The 14,960-nt window shown below is 59.4% G+C and carries 10 protein-coding genes; 3 read left to right on the top strand and 7 right to left on the bottom strand.

All coding sequences use genetic code 11. The features are described 5' to 3' along the window. Positions 1-168 precede the first annotated feature (168 nt). The gene (gene rne / locus KW824_RS00185) at positions 169-3,342 is read left to right on the top strand and encodes a ribonuclease E (RefSeq protein ID WP_218408535.1); all 3,174 of its coding nucleotides are present in this window, start codon (positions 169-171) and stop codon (positions 3,340-3,342) included. A gap of 641 nt (positions 3,343-3,983) precedes the next feature. Here the strand turns inward: rne and KW824_RS00180 are convergent. The 4 genes from KW824_RS00180 to apbC form a co-directional block, all read right to left on the bottom strand. Next, positions 3,984-5,456 (bottom strand): inorganic phosphate transporter, encoded by a 1,473-nt coding sequence (locus KW824_RS00180; protein ID WP_043131893.1) that lies wholly within the window; start codon positions 5,454-5,456, stop codon positions 3,984-3,986. Positions 5,457-5,804: 348 nt separating this feature from the next. After that, complete coding sequence (dcd, locus tag KW824_RS00175) at positions 5,805-6,386, bottom strand: dCTP deaminase (protein WP_005328350.1); 582 nt, start codon at positions 6,384-6,386, stop codon at positions 5,805-5,807. Between the two features lie 63 nt (positions 6,387-6,449). Continuing rightward, positions 6,450-7,094: a uridine kinase gene (gene udk, locus KW824_RS00170; protein WP_041205758.1), complete on the bottom strand. Its 645-nt coding sequence runs from the start codon at positions 7,092-7,094 to the stop codon at positions 6,450-6,452. Between the two features lie 108 nt (positions 7,095-7,202). Continuing rightward, complete coding sequence (gene apbC / locus KW824_RS00165) at positions 7,203-8,285, bottom strand: iron-sulfur cluster carrier protein ApbC (protein WP_005328348.1); 1,083 nt, start codon at positions 8,283-8,285, stop codon at positions 7,203-7,205. Positions 8,286-8,470: 185 nt separating this feature from the next. Here apbC and metG point away from each other — a divergent pair, with 185 nt between their 5' ends. Next, entirely contained in the window at positions 8,471-10,504 is a 2,034-nt protein-coding gene (metG, locus tag KW824_RS00160; RefSeq protein WP_218408534.1) for a methionine--tRNA ligase, read from the top strand. A 67-nt stretch (positions 10,505-10,571) separates the two neighbouring features. Here metG and KW824_RS00155 read toward each other — a convergent pair whose 3' ends face one another. Further along, positions 10,572-11,315, bottom strand: a complete 744-nt coding sequence (locus tag KW824_RS00155) for a CHAD domain-containing protein (protein WP_218408533.1) — start codon at positions 11,313-11,315, stop codon at positions 10,572-10,574. A 19-nt stretch (positions 11,316-11,334) separates the two neighbouring features. Further along, positions 11,335-11,607, bottom strand: a complete 273-nt coding sequence (locus tag KW824_RS00150; RefSeq protein ID WP_205641771.1) for an acylphosphatase — start codon at positions 11,605-11,607, stop codon at positions 11,335-11,337. 85 nt (positions 11,608-11,692) lie between these two features. Here KW824_RS00150 and KW824_RS00145 point away from each other — a divergent pair, with 85 nt between their 5' ends. Beyond that, complete coding sequence (locus KW824_RS00145) at positions 11,693-13,123, top strand: methyl-accepting chemotaxis protein (RefSeq protein WP_218408532.1); 1,431 nt, start codon at positions 11,693-11,695, stop codon at positions 13,121-13,123. A 138-nt stretch (positions 13,124-13,261) separates the two neighbouring features. On the opposite strand, the gene KW824_RS00140 is transcribed toward KW824_RS00145, so the two are convergent. Further along, complete coding sequence (locus tag KW824_RS00140; protein WP_218408531.1) at positions 13,262-14,794, bottom strand: flagellin; 1,533 nt, start codon at positions 14,792-14,794, stop codon at positions 13,262-13,264. Positions 14,795-14,960: the final 166 nt, after the last annotated feature.

The following is a 14,960-nucleotide window of genomic DNA, read 5'->3' as shown; positions in this document are numbered from 1 at the left end:
CACCGGTATCCTTAATTCATGCCTTCTCGAGAAGACTGAACCAGAGTGCCCTTAGTTTGCGCCTCATGCATACCCCAACCGGGAGGTTGCCCAAGCATGCTGAAGACCCGAGGCCGGCGCCGGCAGGATCCTGTGGAGGAATCAAAATGACAAAATAATGAGAACTCAATGAAAAGAATGCTAATCAACGCGACTCAGGAAGAGGAGTTGCGCGTAGCGCTGGTTGACGGACAACAGCTCTACGATTTGGATATTGAAAGTCCGGGACACGAGCAGAAAAAAGCGAACATTTACAAGGGTAAGATCACCCGCGTAGAACCCAGTCTTGAAGCTGCTTTTGTTGACTATGGCGCCGAGCGCCACGGTTTCCTGCCGTTAAAGGAAATCGCCCGCAATTACTTCCCCTCCGGTTACTCCTATCAGGGTCGTCCCAACATCAAAGAAGTGGTCCGCGAAGGCCAGGAAGTGATCGTCCAGATCGACAAGGAAGAGCGTGGCACCAAGGGTGCGGCCCTCACCACCTTCATCAGTCTGGCCGGCAGCTATCTGGTGCTGATGCCGAACAACCCCCGTGCTGGCGGTATTTCCCGTCGTATAGAGGGTGACGAGCGGACCGAGTTGAAAGAAGCCCTGAGCGGACTGACCGTGCCGGACGGCATGGGCCTCATCGTGCGTACCGCCGGTGTCGGCAAATCCCCGGAAGAGCTGGAATGGGACTTGAACGTTCTGCTCAACCACTGGGACTCCATCCACAAGGCGTCACAGGACCGTACCGCGCCCGTGCTCATCCACCAGGAGAGCAACGTGATCGTGCGTGCCATTCGTGACTATCTGCGTCGCGATGTCGGCGAGATCCTGATTGACAACCCGGTCATCTTCGAACGAGCCAAGTCGCACATCGAGCTGGTGCGCCCCGATTTCCTCAATCGCGTGAAGCTGTACAAGGGTGATGTCGCCCTGTTCAATCACTTCCAGATCGAGAGCCAAATCGAGTCTGCCTTCCAGCGTGAAGTGCGTTTGCCCTCCGGCGGCAGCATCGTCATCGATCCGACCGAAGCGCTGACCTCCATCGATATCAACTCCTCCCGCGCCACCAAGGGCGGCGATATCGAAGAGACGGCGCTGCAGACCAACCTGGAAGCGGCCGACGAAATTGCCCGTCAATTGCGTCTGCGTGACCTGGGTGGCCTGATCGTCATCGACTTCATCGACATGACGCCGGTTCGCCATCAACGCGAAGTGGAAAATCGTCTGCGTGAAGCGGTCCATCAGGACAGAGCCCGCATCCAGCTGGGCCGGATCTCCCGTTTCGGTCTGCTGGAAATGTCTCGTCAGCGTCTGCGTCCCTCCCTCAACGAATCCAGCAGCCACATCTGCCCCCGTTGCCAGGGTCAGGGTGTCATCCGTGACAACGAATCCCTCGCCCTGTCCATCCTGCGTCTCATCGAAGAAGAGGCCATGAAGGACAACACCGAGCAGGTTCACGGCCAAGTGCCGGTCGATGTCGCCGCCTATCTGCTCAACGAGAAACGCGCCGCCATCGCCAGCCTGGAACAGCGCAATGATGTTCGTGTTTACATCATTCCGAACCAGCATCTGGAAACCCCGCACTACGAAGTGACCCGCATCCGTCAGAACGAGATCCCGGAAGCGGCCAGCTACGAGCTGAAAACCGAGATTGCCAAGCCGGTCTACCAGCCCAAGCAGGCTCAGGTCATCGAGCGCGAGCAGCCGCTGCTGCAAGGTTTCGTCCAGGCGCCTCAACCGGCCACCCCTGTTGCCGCCCCTGCCCCCGTCGCTGCACCGGCACCGGTCGCAGCCGAAGCGGGTCTGTTTGGCAAGTTGTTCAAGGCCATCTCCGGTCTGTTCGGCTCCGACACCGCCCAGGTTGAGGTGAAAGCACCCGCCGAGAAACCGGCCGCCCAACGGGAAGCGCGCAAGGATGAGGGTCACCGTCATCAGCGTGACGAAACCCGCAGCCGTGGCCAGCGTGGTCGTCGCGATGACAACCGCAGCAACCGCAACCCGGCCGACGCTGGCGAGAAGCGTGAAGGCGCTGCCAACCGCGAGGGTGGCGAGAGCCGCAACCGTCGTCCGCGTAAAGAGCGCGAGCCCCGTCAGGAGCGTGAAGCCCGTGGTGAAGTGCGTAGCGAACAGCGCATGGAACGTGAACCCCGTGGCGAAGTGCGCAACGAACCGCGTATGGATCGCGAACCCCGTGAGCCCCGTCAGGAACGTGAACCCCGCGCCCCGCGCCCGGCTCGCGAACCCCGTGCTCCGCGCGAGCCCCGTGCCGAGGTCGTGGTTGAAGCGGTAGAAACCGTCGAGACTGTCGCCGTCAGCGCCGAGCCGCGTCAGGAAAAAGAGCAGAAAGTGGCCGAGCGCCGCGAACGTCGCCAGCTGCGCAAGCAGGTTCGGGTCGATGTCGCCGCCACCGACACCCCTGTCCTGCCGGTAGACGAGCAGGCTCCTGATCTGGCCGAGACTGCGGCCGTGGTCGGTGAGCAAGAGGAGCAGACCGAAGGTCAGCGCCGCTCTCGCCGTACTCCGCGCAGCCAGCGGATCGAAGGCCAGCGTCGCAAACGCATCAACGAAGATGCCCGTGGCCAGCGTGATGATGAACCTCAGGCCGACGTGCAACTGACGACAGCCGCCCAGGCGGATGCTGCTCAGGTGAAGGTGGAAGAGCCCGCCGTGCCTGTCATCACCATCCCGAGTGCCGAGGCCGTTGCCGCCGCGCTGCAAGCCTCCTCCGCCCTGACCGAGCACGTGGTCGCTGAAGCCGTGGCCGAAGAGGCCCATGAGCAGGCTCAAGCGGCTGCGACCGAAGTCGCCGCCCCTGTGGTCGCCGAGGTGGTTGAAGCCCCCGTTGCAGTCGAAGCGGCTCCTGCCGCCATCGAGCCGGCCCCGGTAGCAATCGAAGCAGCTCCTGTCGCTGCCGAACCTGTGACCGAGGTGGTTGTCGAGGAGACTCAGGTCGTGGTCGAGGCCAGCATCGCTGAGCAGGCTGTGGTAGAAGCCGCCCCCGTTGTGGTGGAGCCGGTTCCTGCCCCGCAAGCCGAGGAAGCGATTCCTGCCGCAGAGCCTGTTGCCCCTGTGGTTGCACAGCCCGAGCCTGTCGTCGCCCCGGCCACAAAACCAGTTGCCAAAGGCGCTGGCGTACTGGCCCGTGCCCGCAAGGCTTCTGCCCCCATGGCAACGCCGGCAGCCGTGCCTGCCCAGGCTCCCCGTGAGCCGGTTGAGCAGGCCCCGCTGGAGCGTAGCGAAGTCGCGAGCTCAGGCCGCCACGGTGGCAGCACAGCCGCCGTCAATGTAGCAACCAGCCCGGCGGGTCGTCCCTGATCCCCTAGCTTGTCTGGTCTGATAAAAGAGCCACACCTTGTGTGGCTCTTTTTTTGTCTGACAATTGGTCTGTGTCCTCAATCCCTTGCCCCCTTGCCCCCTTGCTCCTCTTCCTCTTTCAGGGAAGACAAACTCTGGTACCGGGGTTCTCTGCTCTGCACTCCCCTCCATCTCTTGCTTTGTCGCGACCAAGATGCCACGGACAATGCCATGCCATGGGGCGCCGCCCTAGCTCCCGTTATCCAACCCTCTCGCTTTATGGCAAGAGAGCCCGTCACGGGGCAAGTGCAAGTTTCCCCCGCAACTCGACAAGGAATCATGGTCGGTCATACCGACGGCGAACGTCGCGCGTCATGAGCGGATGCATTCAAGGAATGAAGGACGAGAGCTGAAGCCATGATGATAAGATGCAACGGTGGCTTAGCTCTCGGCCCCTGACAGGCGAGATGGGCTGTGGTCAGCAGCCTTCTGTTGACAAGGGGGTGAATGAGGGATAGGTGAGTTGGCAGGGAACTATCAGTAAATAAGCATTCTTGTTTGATGGCATATAAAGCTTGTTTCTGGCCGGCTAGCAGCGGCCTGATCCCTGCCATGAAAAAAGGGCCCGCAGGCCCTTTGTCATTGATGCAGTGTGTTGGCTATCAACCACCGAACAGGTTGTTGCTGATCAGGAACAGCCCGCCGGAGAGCAGCATGGTGAGCGGCAGGGTCAGGACCCAGGCCAGCAAGATGGTCTTGATGGTCTGGCTCTGCAGGCCTGATTTGTTCGCCACCATGGTCCCCGCCACCGCAGAAGAGAGGATATGGGTGGTGGACACCGGCATCCCGGTCAAGCTGGCCACCCCGATGGAGGCCGCAGCCGTGATCTGGGCGGCAATGCCCTGGCTGTAGGTCATGCCGGAAGAGCCTATCTTCTCGCCCACGGTGTAGACGATACGACGCCAGCCCACCATGGTGCCGCAACCCAGCGCCAGGGCGATGGAGACGATGACCCAAGTCGGCGCGTATTCGGCCGTGGCGGTCAGGTCCTTGCGCCATTTGGCCAAGTCAGTCAGCTCCTTGGCTGGCAGCGGCAGCTTGGAGACCTTGCGAGCGGTATCATCGATACAGAGCAGCAGACGGCGCACCTCGCGGCGATCGGTCAGACTCATCTCCTCGTAGGTACGCACCTGGCCCAGACGGTTGTCCAGGGTGGCCATGGCCTCGAGGGCCTCACCGGCCTCGCAGTGAGTCATCAACTCTTCCTGGGCATGGGCAGGTACACTGAAGTTTACGACAGTGGAGACCTGCTCCTGGTTGCGCTGGTAGATTTCCATGATGCGCTGGTTGGCATCTTGGGTTCTGTCCAGATCGTAGGAGCGGCTGCTCATGTCCAGTGCGAAGTAGGCGGGCGCCATGCAGATCAGCACCAGCATCACCAGACCAATACCCTTCTGACCATCGTTGGAGCCGTGCACGAAGCTCACCCCCATGGCAGAACAAATCAAGGTCACACGAGCCCAGAACGGCGGATGTTTCTTGCCATCCACCAGCAGTCGCTCTTCCGGGGTTTTGTGGATCTTGCTGCCAAGCCAGATCCGCTTCATGGCGAACAGCAGCAAGGCAGCAATGATGAAGCCCACGGTGGGAGAGATGATGAGAGAGAGCATGATGTCGATCGCTTTGCCGACGTTGATGCCCTCTTTCAGAGGCTGATCACTGATCAGGGCATAGGCACCGCCTACCCCCAGAATGGAGCCGATCAGGGTGTGAGAGCTGGATGCCGGGATGCCGAAGTACCAGGTTCCCAGGTTCCAGACAATGGCCGAGAACAGCAGGGAGAACACCATGATCAGACCCTGGGTCGAATCCATGCCGAGCAGCAGATCGATGGGCAACAGATGGACAATGGCATAGGCCACCCCCAATCCCCCCATCATGACCCCGGCAAAGTTGAACAGGCCGGAAGCCACTACCGCGGTGTGTGCGGGCATGGCCTTGGTATAGATAACCGTTGCTACCGCGTTGGCGGTATCGTGAAAGCCATTGATGAACTCATAGGCCAGCACAAAAAAAACGGCCAATACCAAACCGATTGACCACCACAAACCCAAACCACTAAACATTTCAAACATAAAAAACGAACCTGTTTATGAGTTGCGGCGGATTATGCCAGAAGGCTCGGTGTGCCATACCCGTTGTTGAAATATTTCAGTAAGAAAAAAAAAGGGCATTCCGTCAGAAAATGTCTTAGGCCCAGCAGGAATGGGGCTTGTCATGGATTAATTAAAGGCCGTCTACGCCTTGTGGATAGGCGCCAATCAACACCAAACATCCATCATTGGGCCACCAAACCAGCGATTTTATACGCGTTTTACCATCACGGCAGCGCATGGGGCGCCGTACAGCACATCCCCTTCCCTTCGCAGAAAAAGCAAGAGGGTGCCGAAGCACCCTCTATATAAGCAGCATGAAGGCGGACATCAGTCCTGGTTGATGCGGCTGGCCACCGCGCCTTGCTGGCTCTTGTACTTGGCGTTTTCCCGCTTGTTGTAGGGACGGGCCGCGGCGCCGGAGAGCATCTCGAAGTTCAGGGCCCCTATCTTCATCTTGGGGCGCAGCGCCAACGGCAGCTTGCCGCCGTTGTAGAACTCCAGCACGATGCGACCGGACCAGCCCGGATCGATGCGGTGCGCGGTCACGTGCACCATCAAGCCGAGGCGTGCCAGGGAGGAGCGTCCGTCCAGCCAGCCGACGATGTCCGCAGGCAGGGTCACGGATTCGTAGGTCACCGCCAGCGCCAGTTGCCCCGGGTGCAGATAGAAGGCTTCGCCGTCCGGGATGTGGATCTCGTCGCTCATCACCCGATCGATGGCATCGGCCATCTCGGCACTGGTACCGCCGAGGTCGATATAAGGCGCGGCATGATCGCGAAACACGCGAAACTCGTTGCCGAGCAGCACATCGACGCTGACGCCACTGATCCGTTCAACACCGGGCCTCGGCTCAATGACGATCTTGCCTTCATCCAGATGGCGTTCGATATCGGTATCACAAAGACGCATTCGGCGACTCTCCTGACAAAAGTTTCATTTAAAAAAGCCGGGCATCACCCGGCTTGTTTCATATCAACCAATCAACATGTGGCGGATACGCGCTTTGAGCATGTCGATGGCGATGCGGTTCTTGCCGCCACGGGGCACGATCACGTCCGCATACTGCTTGGACGGGTCGATAAACTGCATGAACATAGGGCGGACCGTCTTTTGATACTGCTTGAGGACGGAGTCCATGGTACGGCCACGCTCTTGCACGTCACGCACCAGACGGCGCAGCAGGCAGATGTCCAGCGGGGTATCCATGAAGATGGAGGCATCCATCAGCTCACGTAGACGACTGTCGGTCAGCAGCAATATGCCTTCCAGGATGATGACCCGGCGCGGTGCGAAGGCGGTGACTTCGCTCATGCGCGTGTGTTCGGTATAGGAGTACTGGGGAATATTGACGGCATCCCCTTGCACCAGTTGGGTCAGATGCTGCACCAGCAGATCGTGATCCAGGGCATTGGGGTGGTCATAGTTGGTCTTGACCCGCTCTTCCATGGTCAGGTGGGTCTGATCACGGTAGTAGCAATCCTCGGTGATCACACCAATCTGACCTGCGCCCAGCTCGGCCACCAGCTCTTCGTAGATGGTTTGAGCGATAAGACTCTTGCCGGATGCGGACGCACCAGCAATACCGATGATCACACACGAATGTTGAGTATCAGACATTGAAAATACCTAAAGAGAAGAGCACTGGGGATTGTTTAAACCAATCCATTATATAAAAAAGGGTGGGCCATGCCCACCCCAAATCCATTGCAACCGGCCGACAGCCGATTATTCGTCCAGCGCCACCGTGTAGAGCGGGGTCGCAATCGGTTTACCGCTGAAATAGAGCTCGGCCCCCACCCGACGGGCCAGTTTCAGATAGGCCTCAGCCAGTCCTCCCTCCGGTGAACCGAACACGGTGGGACAGCCATCGTCCATGTGCTGGCGGATATCGATGTGCAGCGGCAACTGACCAAGCAGCGCCACTTGATACTGCTCAGCCATCTTCTTGCCACCACCGGTACCGAACAGCGCCTCGTGATGACCACAGGCACTGCAGACGTGATAACTCATGTTCTCGACGATGCCGAGCACCGGCACATTGACCTTGTTGAACATGGCGATCCCCTTGCGGGCATCCGCCAGTGCCACATCCTGCGGAGTGGTGACAATCAGGGCGGCCGTCGTAGGTACCTGCTGGGCCAGGGTGAGCTGGATATCACCGGTACCCGGCGGCATGTCCACCACCAGGTAATCCACCTCGCCCCAGCGGGTCTCGTGGAGGATCTGCGCCAGCGCCTTGCTCGCCATGGGGCCGCGCCAGATGGTGGCATCCTGTTCCGCCACCAGGTAACCGATGCTGTTGGTCTTGAGACCGCAGGCCATGACGGGCTCCATCAACTTGCCATCCAGGCTGTGGGGGCGCTCCTTGAGGGTCCCCATCATGGTCGGAATGGAGGGGCCATAGATGTCCGCGTCCAGAATGGCGACCCGCGCCCCCTCCTTTTGCAGCGCCAGCGCCAGGTTGACGGCGGTGGTGGACTTGCCCACCCCCCCCTTGCCGGAGGCCACCACCAGGATGTTGCGAATGCCCTGTACCGCCGCCAGTTGCTGGGCGCGAGGCATGCTCGCCACCTCGATGTCGCACTGCCAGTCGACGATGGCGGCGCCCGTGGCGGCCCTGATGTGCGCATCAAACGTTTCTTTCATCTGTTCAAACAGGGTCTGACCGGCAAAGGGCAGCACCAGCTTGATGGTCAGGGTCTGCTCATGCTGCTCGACGGCACGCACAAAACCGGCCGCAACCAGATCCTGGCCCCATCCAGCCGGCTTAAATTCGGCAAGGATCTGTTTTACTGAATCAATCACCATTAACTCCCCATTATGTTGTCGTTATCCTGAGGTGAACGGTTACCGCACACAAATCAGTGGCTTGCCGACGCCTTGCTGATGCCGTCAGCCAAGGCCCCGGGGGCCACAACCCTAGGCAGGCCGCCCCCAATTCGGGTAACATGCTCGGCACTGTATCATCCCAACAGGCACATCAAGAACGTATTATGGCAACTGATCCTCGTAGAATGCTGGTAACCTGCGCCCTCCCCTATGCCAACGGCTCCATCCATCTTGGCCACATGCTGGAACACATCCAGGCCGATATCTGGGTTCGTTATCAGCGAATGCGTGGCAATCAGGTGCATTTCGTCTGTGCCGATGACGCGCACGGCACCCCCATCATGCTCAAGGCGCAGCAGATGGGGATCACTCCCGAGGAGATGATCGCCGCCGTATCCCAGGAGCATCAGGGGGATTTTGCCGGCTTCAACATCAGCTTCGACAACTATCACTCGACCCACAGCGACGAGAACCGCGAGCTGGCCGGGCTTATCTATGGCCGCCTCAAGGCGTCCGGCAAGATCAAGATCCGCACCATCTCCCAGCTGTTCGATCCGGAAAAGTCCATGTTCCTTCCGGACCGCTTCGTCAAGGGTACCTGCCCCAAGTGCAAGTCTCCTGAGCAATACGGTGACAACTGCGACGCGTGCGGCGCCACCTACAGCCCGACCGAGCTCATCGATCCGAAATCCGCCGTCTCCGGTGCGACACCGGTGATGAAGGACTCCGAGCACTTCTTCTTCGATCTGCCCCAGTTCGAAGCCTGGCTCGCCGACTGGGTGCGCGGCTCAGGTGCCATCCAGGAAGAGATGGCCAACAAGATGCAAGAGTGGTTCGAATCCGGTCTGCAGCAGTGGGACATCACCCGCGACGCCCCCTACTTCGGCTTCGAGATCCCGGGCGCCCCGGGCAAATATTTCTACGTCTGGCTGGATGCCCCCATCGGCTATATGGCGTCGTTCAAGAACCTGTGCGACAAGCGCGGCGACATCGACTTCGACAGCTACTGGAAGGCAGACTCCGACGCCGAGCTCTATCACTTCATCGGCAAGGACATCGCCTACTTCCACTGCCTATTCTGGCCGGCCATGCTGGAAGGAGCGGGTTTCCGCAAGCCGACCAAGGTCAACGTGCACGGCTATGTGACCGTCAACGGCGCCAAGATGTCCAAGTCCAAGGGCACCTTCATCAAGGCCTCCACCTACTTGAAGCACCTGGATCCCGAGTGCCTGCGTTACTACTACGCCGCCAAGCTCAACAGCCGCATCGACGATCTGGACTTGAACCTCGAAGACTTCGTCTCCCGGGTCAATGCGGACGTGGTCAACAAGCTGGTGAACCTGGCTTCCCGCAACGCCGGCTTTATCGCCAAGCGTTTCGACGGCAAGCTGGCCGATGTGTGCAGCGAACCCGAACTCTATAACGAGTTCGCGAGCGCCCGTGCCTCTATTGCCGATGCCTACGAGGCCCGTGAGTTCAGCCGCGCCATCCGCGAGATCATGGCGCTCGCCGACAAAGCCAACCGCTATGTGGATGACAAGGCTCCCTGGGTCATTGCCAAGCAGGAAGGGGCGGATGCACAGCTGCAGGACGTCTGCTCCGTCGGCATCAACCTGTTCCGGGTGCTGATGGCCTACCTCAAACCTGTCATGCCTCACCTGGCCGAGCGCGCCGAAGCCTTCCTGGGCGAGACCCTTTCCTGGGATGGCGTGGCCAAGCCGCTGAGCAACCACCAGCTGGCCCCGTTCAAGGCGCTCTTCTCCCGCATCGAGCCCGCCAAGGTGGAAGCCATGGTGGAAGCCTCCAAGGAAGATCTGGCCAAGGAGCAGGCGCCAAAAGCGACAGGTCCCCTGGCAGACGACCCCATCAGCGAGACCATCAGCTACGAGGATTTTGCCAAGATTGACCTTCGCGTCGCCCTGATCAAGAAGGCAGAAGCCGTACCGGAAGCGGAGAAGCTGCTCAAGCTGCAACTGGATATCGGTGGCGAGACCCGTCAGGTGTTTGCCGGCATCAAGTCCGCCTACAATCCGGAAGATCTGGAAGGCAAGCTGACCGTGATGGTGGCGAACCTGGCCCCGCGCAAGATGCGCTTTGGCATGTCCGAGGGCATGGTGCTGGCCGCCGGCCCGGGCGGCAAGGATCTCTGGATCCTGGAGCCCCAGGAAGGCGCCCAGCCAGGTATGCGCGTCAAGTAAGCGCAGCCGGCATCCCATTGAAAAGAGAGGTCCAGCGCCTCTCTTTTTTTATCCCTCTTTCTTCCCGCTAATCTTGGCGCTGCAACGCCATCCGCAGACCAACAAGCTCCGCCTGCCGGCAGTCCAGCTGGTGCAACTGGCAACGTATCGCCTCCCGCAGGGCGCGTACTTTCTTGTCACGCCCCTTCTCGCGACGCAGCCGCCTGCGCCATTGCCGCGCGTCTTGCAACTGACCCAGCCTGTCCTGCCACTCGATCAGCATGGAGAGCCATGCCGGATCGCCCTCCCCCTGTCCCACCAGCAGCTCCACCCCATAACGGGTCTGCTTCAGGACCAGCCGCAACCTGTGCCAGTGGCGCAGCCGCAGCCTGTTGCCGGCCGACGGTCTCTCCAGCCCGGGCTCGGCCAGGCAATCCGCCAGACCGAGCGCGAGATGCATCTGAAAAAGCGGCAGGGGATTGAAGTCGGCAGGGACTTGCAGCAGCCGATCCAGCCAGCGCGCTAGTCGTACCGTCAGCATGGGCACCCGGGGCACAACCTCGGGTTGAGCCTTGCCACCAAAGTGCGCCGCATAGACCTGGGCATCCCGCAGGGCGGAGAGTCTACCCGCCGCACGCATCAGTCGCCGCTCCAACCCGGGTTCATGGATCAGAGGACGCCACAGGGCCTGCAGGGCGAGCAGGCGACGGGTCGCAATCCGGTAGGCATGGACCTCTTCCGAGCCCGCCCGCTGGCGCAGGGCCAGGGTGGCGGCCCAGTATTGATCCATGAGACAGCGTGCCTGCTCTAGCCCCTTGCCCTGATCCATCATCTGCCGGCCTCCTGCCTGCTCAGTTGGTATGAAAACCGGATCCCGCAGGAGGCAATGCCCGGGTGCACTCCATTTTGGTCACAGTGGCCGTTCGGGGCCCGTGTTCCAGCCAGCCCAGCATCATCTGCACCTTCTGCTCAGGGCCGGCGATAAGGATCTCCACAGAGCCATCCTCCAGGTTGTAGGCATGTCCTCTGAGCCCCAGCTGCAGTGCCCGCTCCCGGGTGAAGTAACGAAACCCCACCCCCTGTACCTGGCCCCACACCCGCACGACAAACGATTGCTCTCCCATTTATCACACCTTCCCCTTAAGAAATTTTCCCCCAAGGCGATAATGAGCACGACACTCTCTCTCCCTTGCAGGACGCAATACCATTATGAAAGAAGTTAAATTCCGGTGGGTTGACCGTTATCTCATTCACCTCACGATCAGCGAAAAATTTCTCATCACCTTCTGGTGCCCCTTATTGTTCATCGCCTTTCTCACCTGGTACCTGCTAGCCGACGGCCATGATCAGCAGATGCAGATCCGGCTGGATCAACTCAAGCAACGGGTAGAGACCACGGCCCAGCTGATCACCCAGCAGCCCACCCTCACCCTGCCGACCGAGCTCACCCTGGCCCCCACCGGCAGCGCCGGTCTGACCCAGCAGGGCGATCGCTTTCAATATAGTGCCCAGGCCGGTCAGGCCGGTTTTGTCAGCGGCACCCTGGATGCCGGCAACTTTTCCATGTGGGATGGACAGGGGACGACCCTCACCATCATAGCCGTGCTGGCCGCCCTGCTTGCCCTCATCACCCACTATCTGATGACCTTCGTCTCCGGGGCCCTCTACTCCACCAACAAGGCGCTGCAGACGGTGGCGAACGGGGATCTCACCTTCCGCCTCAACTTCTTCCCGGTGCGGGACGAGTTCTCCATTCTGGCGGGCAGCATAGACCGCTTCACCGATCGCCAGCACAAGATAGTGAAACTGGTGGAGGAGTCCGCCGAAGCACTCACCATGGCCGCCGACGAGTTCCGCGAGCACGCCAGTGACGGAGAGACCCTGGCCCGCGCCCAACGCCAGCACATGGACTCCCTAGCCGCCGCCATGGAGCAGATGTCGGCGGCCATCCGCGAAGTGGCTCGCAACGCCAACGACACCCTGCTGCAGACCCGCCAGTCCAGCGAGGAGGCAGCCAACGGCGCCCAGCGGGTGGCTCGCACCATAGCCGCCATCCGTACCCTGGCGGATGAGATAGGCAACGCCTCAGGCGCCGTCGAGCGGCTGACCCACAATGCCAACCGCATCAACGAGGTGGTCAACGTCATCAACGCCATCTCCCAGCAGACCAACCTGCTGGCGCTCAACGCCGCCATCGAGGCCGCCCGGGCCGGCGAGCAGGGCCGCGGTTTTGCCGTGGTGGCAGACGAAGTGCGTACCCTCGCCAGCCGCACCCAGCAGGCCACGGTGGAGATCCAGCAGATGATTGAAGAGTTGCAGGCCGGCACAGGGGCGCTCAACGACATCATGGAGAAGACGGTCGGGCGCGCCGCCAGCAGCCAGCAGCTCATCACAGAAGTGGGGCAGGACATCGACAAGCTGAGCAGCCACAGCGACGCCGTGCTGGAGATGAGCACCCAGATCGCCACCTCCAGCGAAGAGCAGAGCTCGGTAGCTGAAGAGATCACCCGCAACCTGGATCAGGTGCGCCACGAGGCCAGCCGGGTGGAAGAGTCCGCCAGCGCCTCTGTCGCCGGCACCGCCGGCCTAAAGGCCACCGCCACCGAGCTCGGCCAGGCCATGACGGGCCTGCGGATCTAAACACTGAGCATGTCCGGTCCTGGGATAGGACGAGATCATTCCAACTTGCCTTCTGTTACTCAAATTCCCCGATGTTCCGCATCGGGGAATTTAATTTAAGAGTCTCATTCGGCCGTTACAGCTCCATATGCAACAAGCTCAGGACTGCAACAAACTCAGCGCCAAGTTGGGGCGGCTATTGGCCTGACTCAATATGCTGGTACTGGCCTGCTGCAAGATTTGGATTCGAACCATGCGTGCAGACTCGCTGGCCATGTCGGCATCCCGGATCCGTGAGCGGGCAGCACTCAGGCTTTCATTGCTGATGCTCAAATTACGCCCCCTTGCCTCAAGTGCATTTGCTTGAGCCCCAATATGGGAACGCTGTACACCGAGCTGCTTCATACCTGCATCCAGTGTCTTGATGGCACGACTGGCATTGCTCTCGTTCAGTACGTCTACGTTGTCTACCGTATATTTCTGCTTATCTTGAAGGAAAAAACCAAGGGAGCCCAAGGTGTTACCTTCCATATCAATATTTGAATATTGAGTACCCGATGAGCTGAGCTCAAGTTGTCCAATATAGGTCGTGCTGCTCACATCCGTGAGCAAGGCCGAGAGTGACGGATTGGCGGAGATAGGTGGAACTGGGGGTGCTGGAGGGGCTGGCTGAGGTGGCTGGGGTGGATGAGTGGTGCCATTCGCCAGAGTAAGACTCTTTCCCTGGGAGCTATTGATGGTGAGCTGATTATTGGCAGGATCGTTGCTATATGAGCCACTGACAGAAAAACCAAGACCGGCGGATTGTGCCGCCAGATTGATCCGATGGACAACCGTTGCCATCAACCAACTATTCTCCGACGTTGGGTTCACAGGATCCCAGCCAGTCATGTCGATGCCCGTCGTCAAATCCACTGTCTGTCCTTCGATATCGATATAGGAGGGAAGAGTGGACAGATCGATTGACGACCTTACCGAAAATGGATGCTGCACAGCCTCCACCGGACCCTGATTATTGGGAAAGCTGGTGCTATTGATGTCGGAGACAAAGGCTTCCATTGTTGAATAGTTCTTGTCAAACGTCACGCCATTGAGCGTGATTGGCTGTACCCCAAGCTGTAAACCATCAATGCTGTGAGCGCCGGGTTTGCTGCTGACTGGGCTGCGGGACTGCCAGACCATTTCGCCCAAATTTTTGGTCTGTGCATTCATATCCGTGATGACCATGTTTTGGCCAGCATAAGCCCCGATAGAAAATATCCCCTTATATGTCCCGGCCAATAGACTTTGCCCGGCAAACGTCGTCTTGGTCGCGATCCTATCCATTTCCAGGCGCATCTGCTGGAATTCAGCATTGAGTGCGGCGCGGTCATCCGCCGAATTGATGCCACTGCCCGCTTGCAGAGCAAGCGTCCGCATACGCTGCATGAGATTCATCGATTCATCCATCGCCCCATCGGCCACATTGATGACGGAGGTGGCATCGTTGACATTGCGAATAGCCCCATTGGTACCATTGATTTCGCTGGTCAGACGATTACTGATCTGAAGTCCTGCCGCATCATCCGCTACACTGTTGATACGCAGACCCGAGGATAAACGCTTGAATACAGAGTCAAAAGTACCCAATGTACTACCGAGATGACGTTGTGCCGTCATCGCGGAAACATTGGTACGAACAGAGAGTGACATGATGTGTCCACCGAAGAAGATAAGATTCAATTTAGTCTTTAATCACTATCGACATCACCATATGAATCTTTATAAAAAACTGACTGGCAAGATGCAAAATATTAATAATTTCAACGTTCCCAAGCATCGATGACTTCTTCATGGCGCTTCGCGATGAGATAAAAGG

The organism is Aeromonas sp. sif0611 (assembly GCF_019218845.1).
Lineage (GTDB): Bacteria > Pseudomonadota > Gammaproteobacteria > Enterobacterales > Aeromonadaceae > Aeromonas > Aeromonas media.
The sequence above is the reverse complement of the archived record's forward strand: the minus strand, read 5'-3'. Positions and strand labels throughout refer to the sequence as shown.

Coding starts and splice junctions, on each gene's coding strand:
- KW824_RS00180 (WP_043131893.1), bottom strand. CDS start 5,456: ATGTTTGAAATGTTTAGTGGTTTGGGTTTGTGGTGGTCAATCGGTTTG.
- dcd (WP_005328350.1), bottom strand. CDS start 6,386: ATGCGTCTTTGTGATACCGATATCGAACGCCATCTGGATGAAGGCAAG.
- metG (WP_218408534.1), top strand. CDS start 8,471: ATGGCAACTGATCCTCGTAGAATGCTGGTAACCTGCGCCCTCCCCTAT.
- rne (WP_218408535.1), top strand. CDS start 169: ATGAAAAGAATGCTAATCAACGCGACTCAGGAAGAGGAGTTGCGCGTA.
- KW824_RS00140 (WP_218408531.1), bottom strand. CDS start 14,794: ATGTCACTCTCTGTTCGTACCAATGTTTCCGCGATGACGGCACAACGT.
- apbC (WP_005328348.1), bottom strand. CDS start 8,285: ATGGTGATTGATTCAGTAAAACAGATCCTTGCCGAATTTAAGCCGGCT.
- KW824_RS00150 (WP_205641771.1), bottom strand. CDS start 11,607: ATGGGAGAGCAATCGTTTGTCGTGCGGGTGTGGGGCCAGGTACAGGGG.
- udk (WP_041205758.1), bottom strand. CDS start 7,094: ATGTCTGATACTCAACATTCGTGTGTGATCATCGGTATTGCTGGTGCG.
- KW824_RS00145 (WP_218408532.1), top strand. CDS start 11,693: ATGAAAGAAGTTAAATTCCGGTGGGTTGACCGTTATCTCATTCACCTC.
- KW824_RS00155 (WP_218408533.1), bottom strand. CDS start 11,315: ATGATGGATCAGGGCAAGGGGCTAGAGCAGGCACGCTGTCTCATGGAT.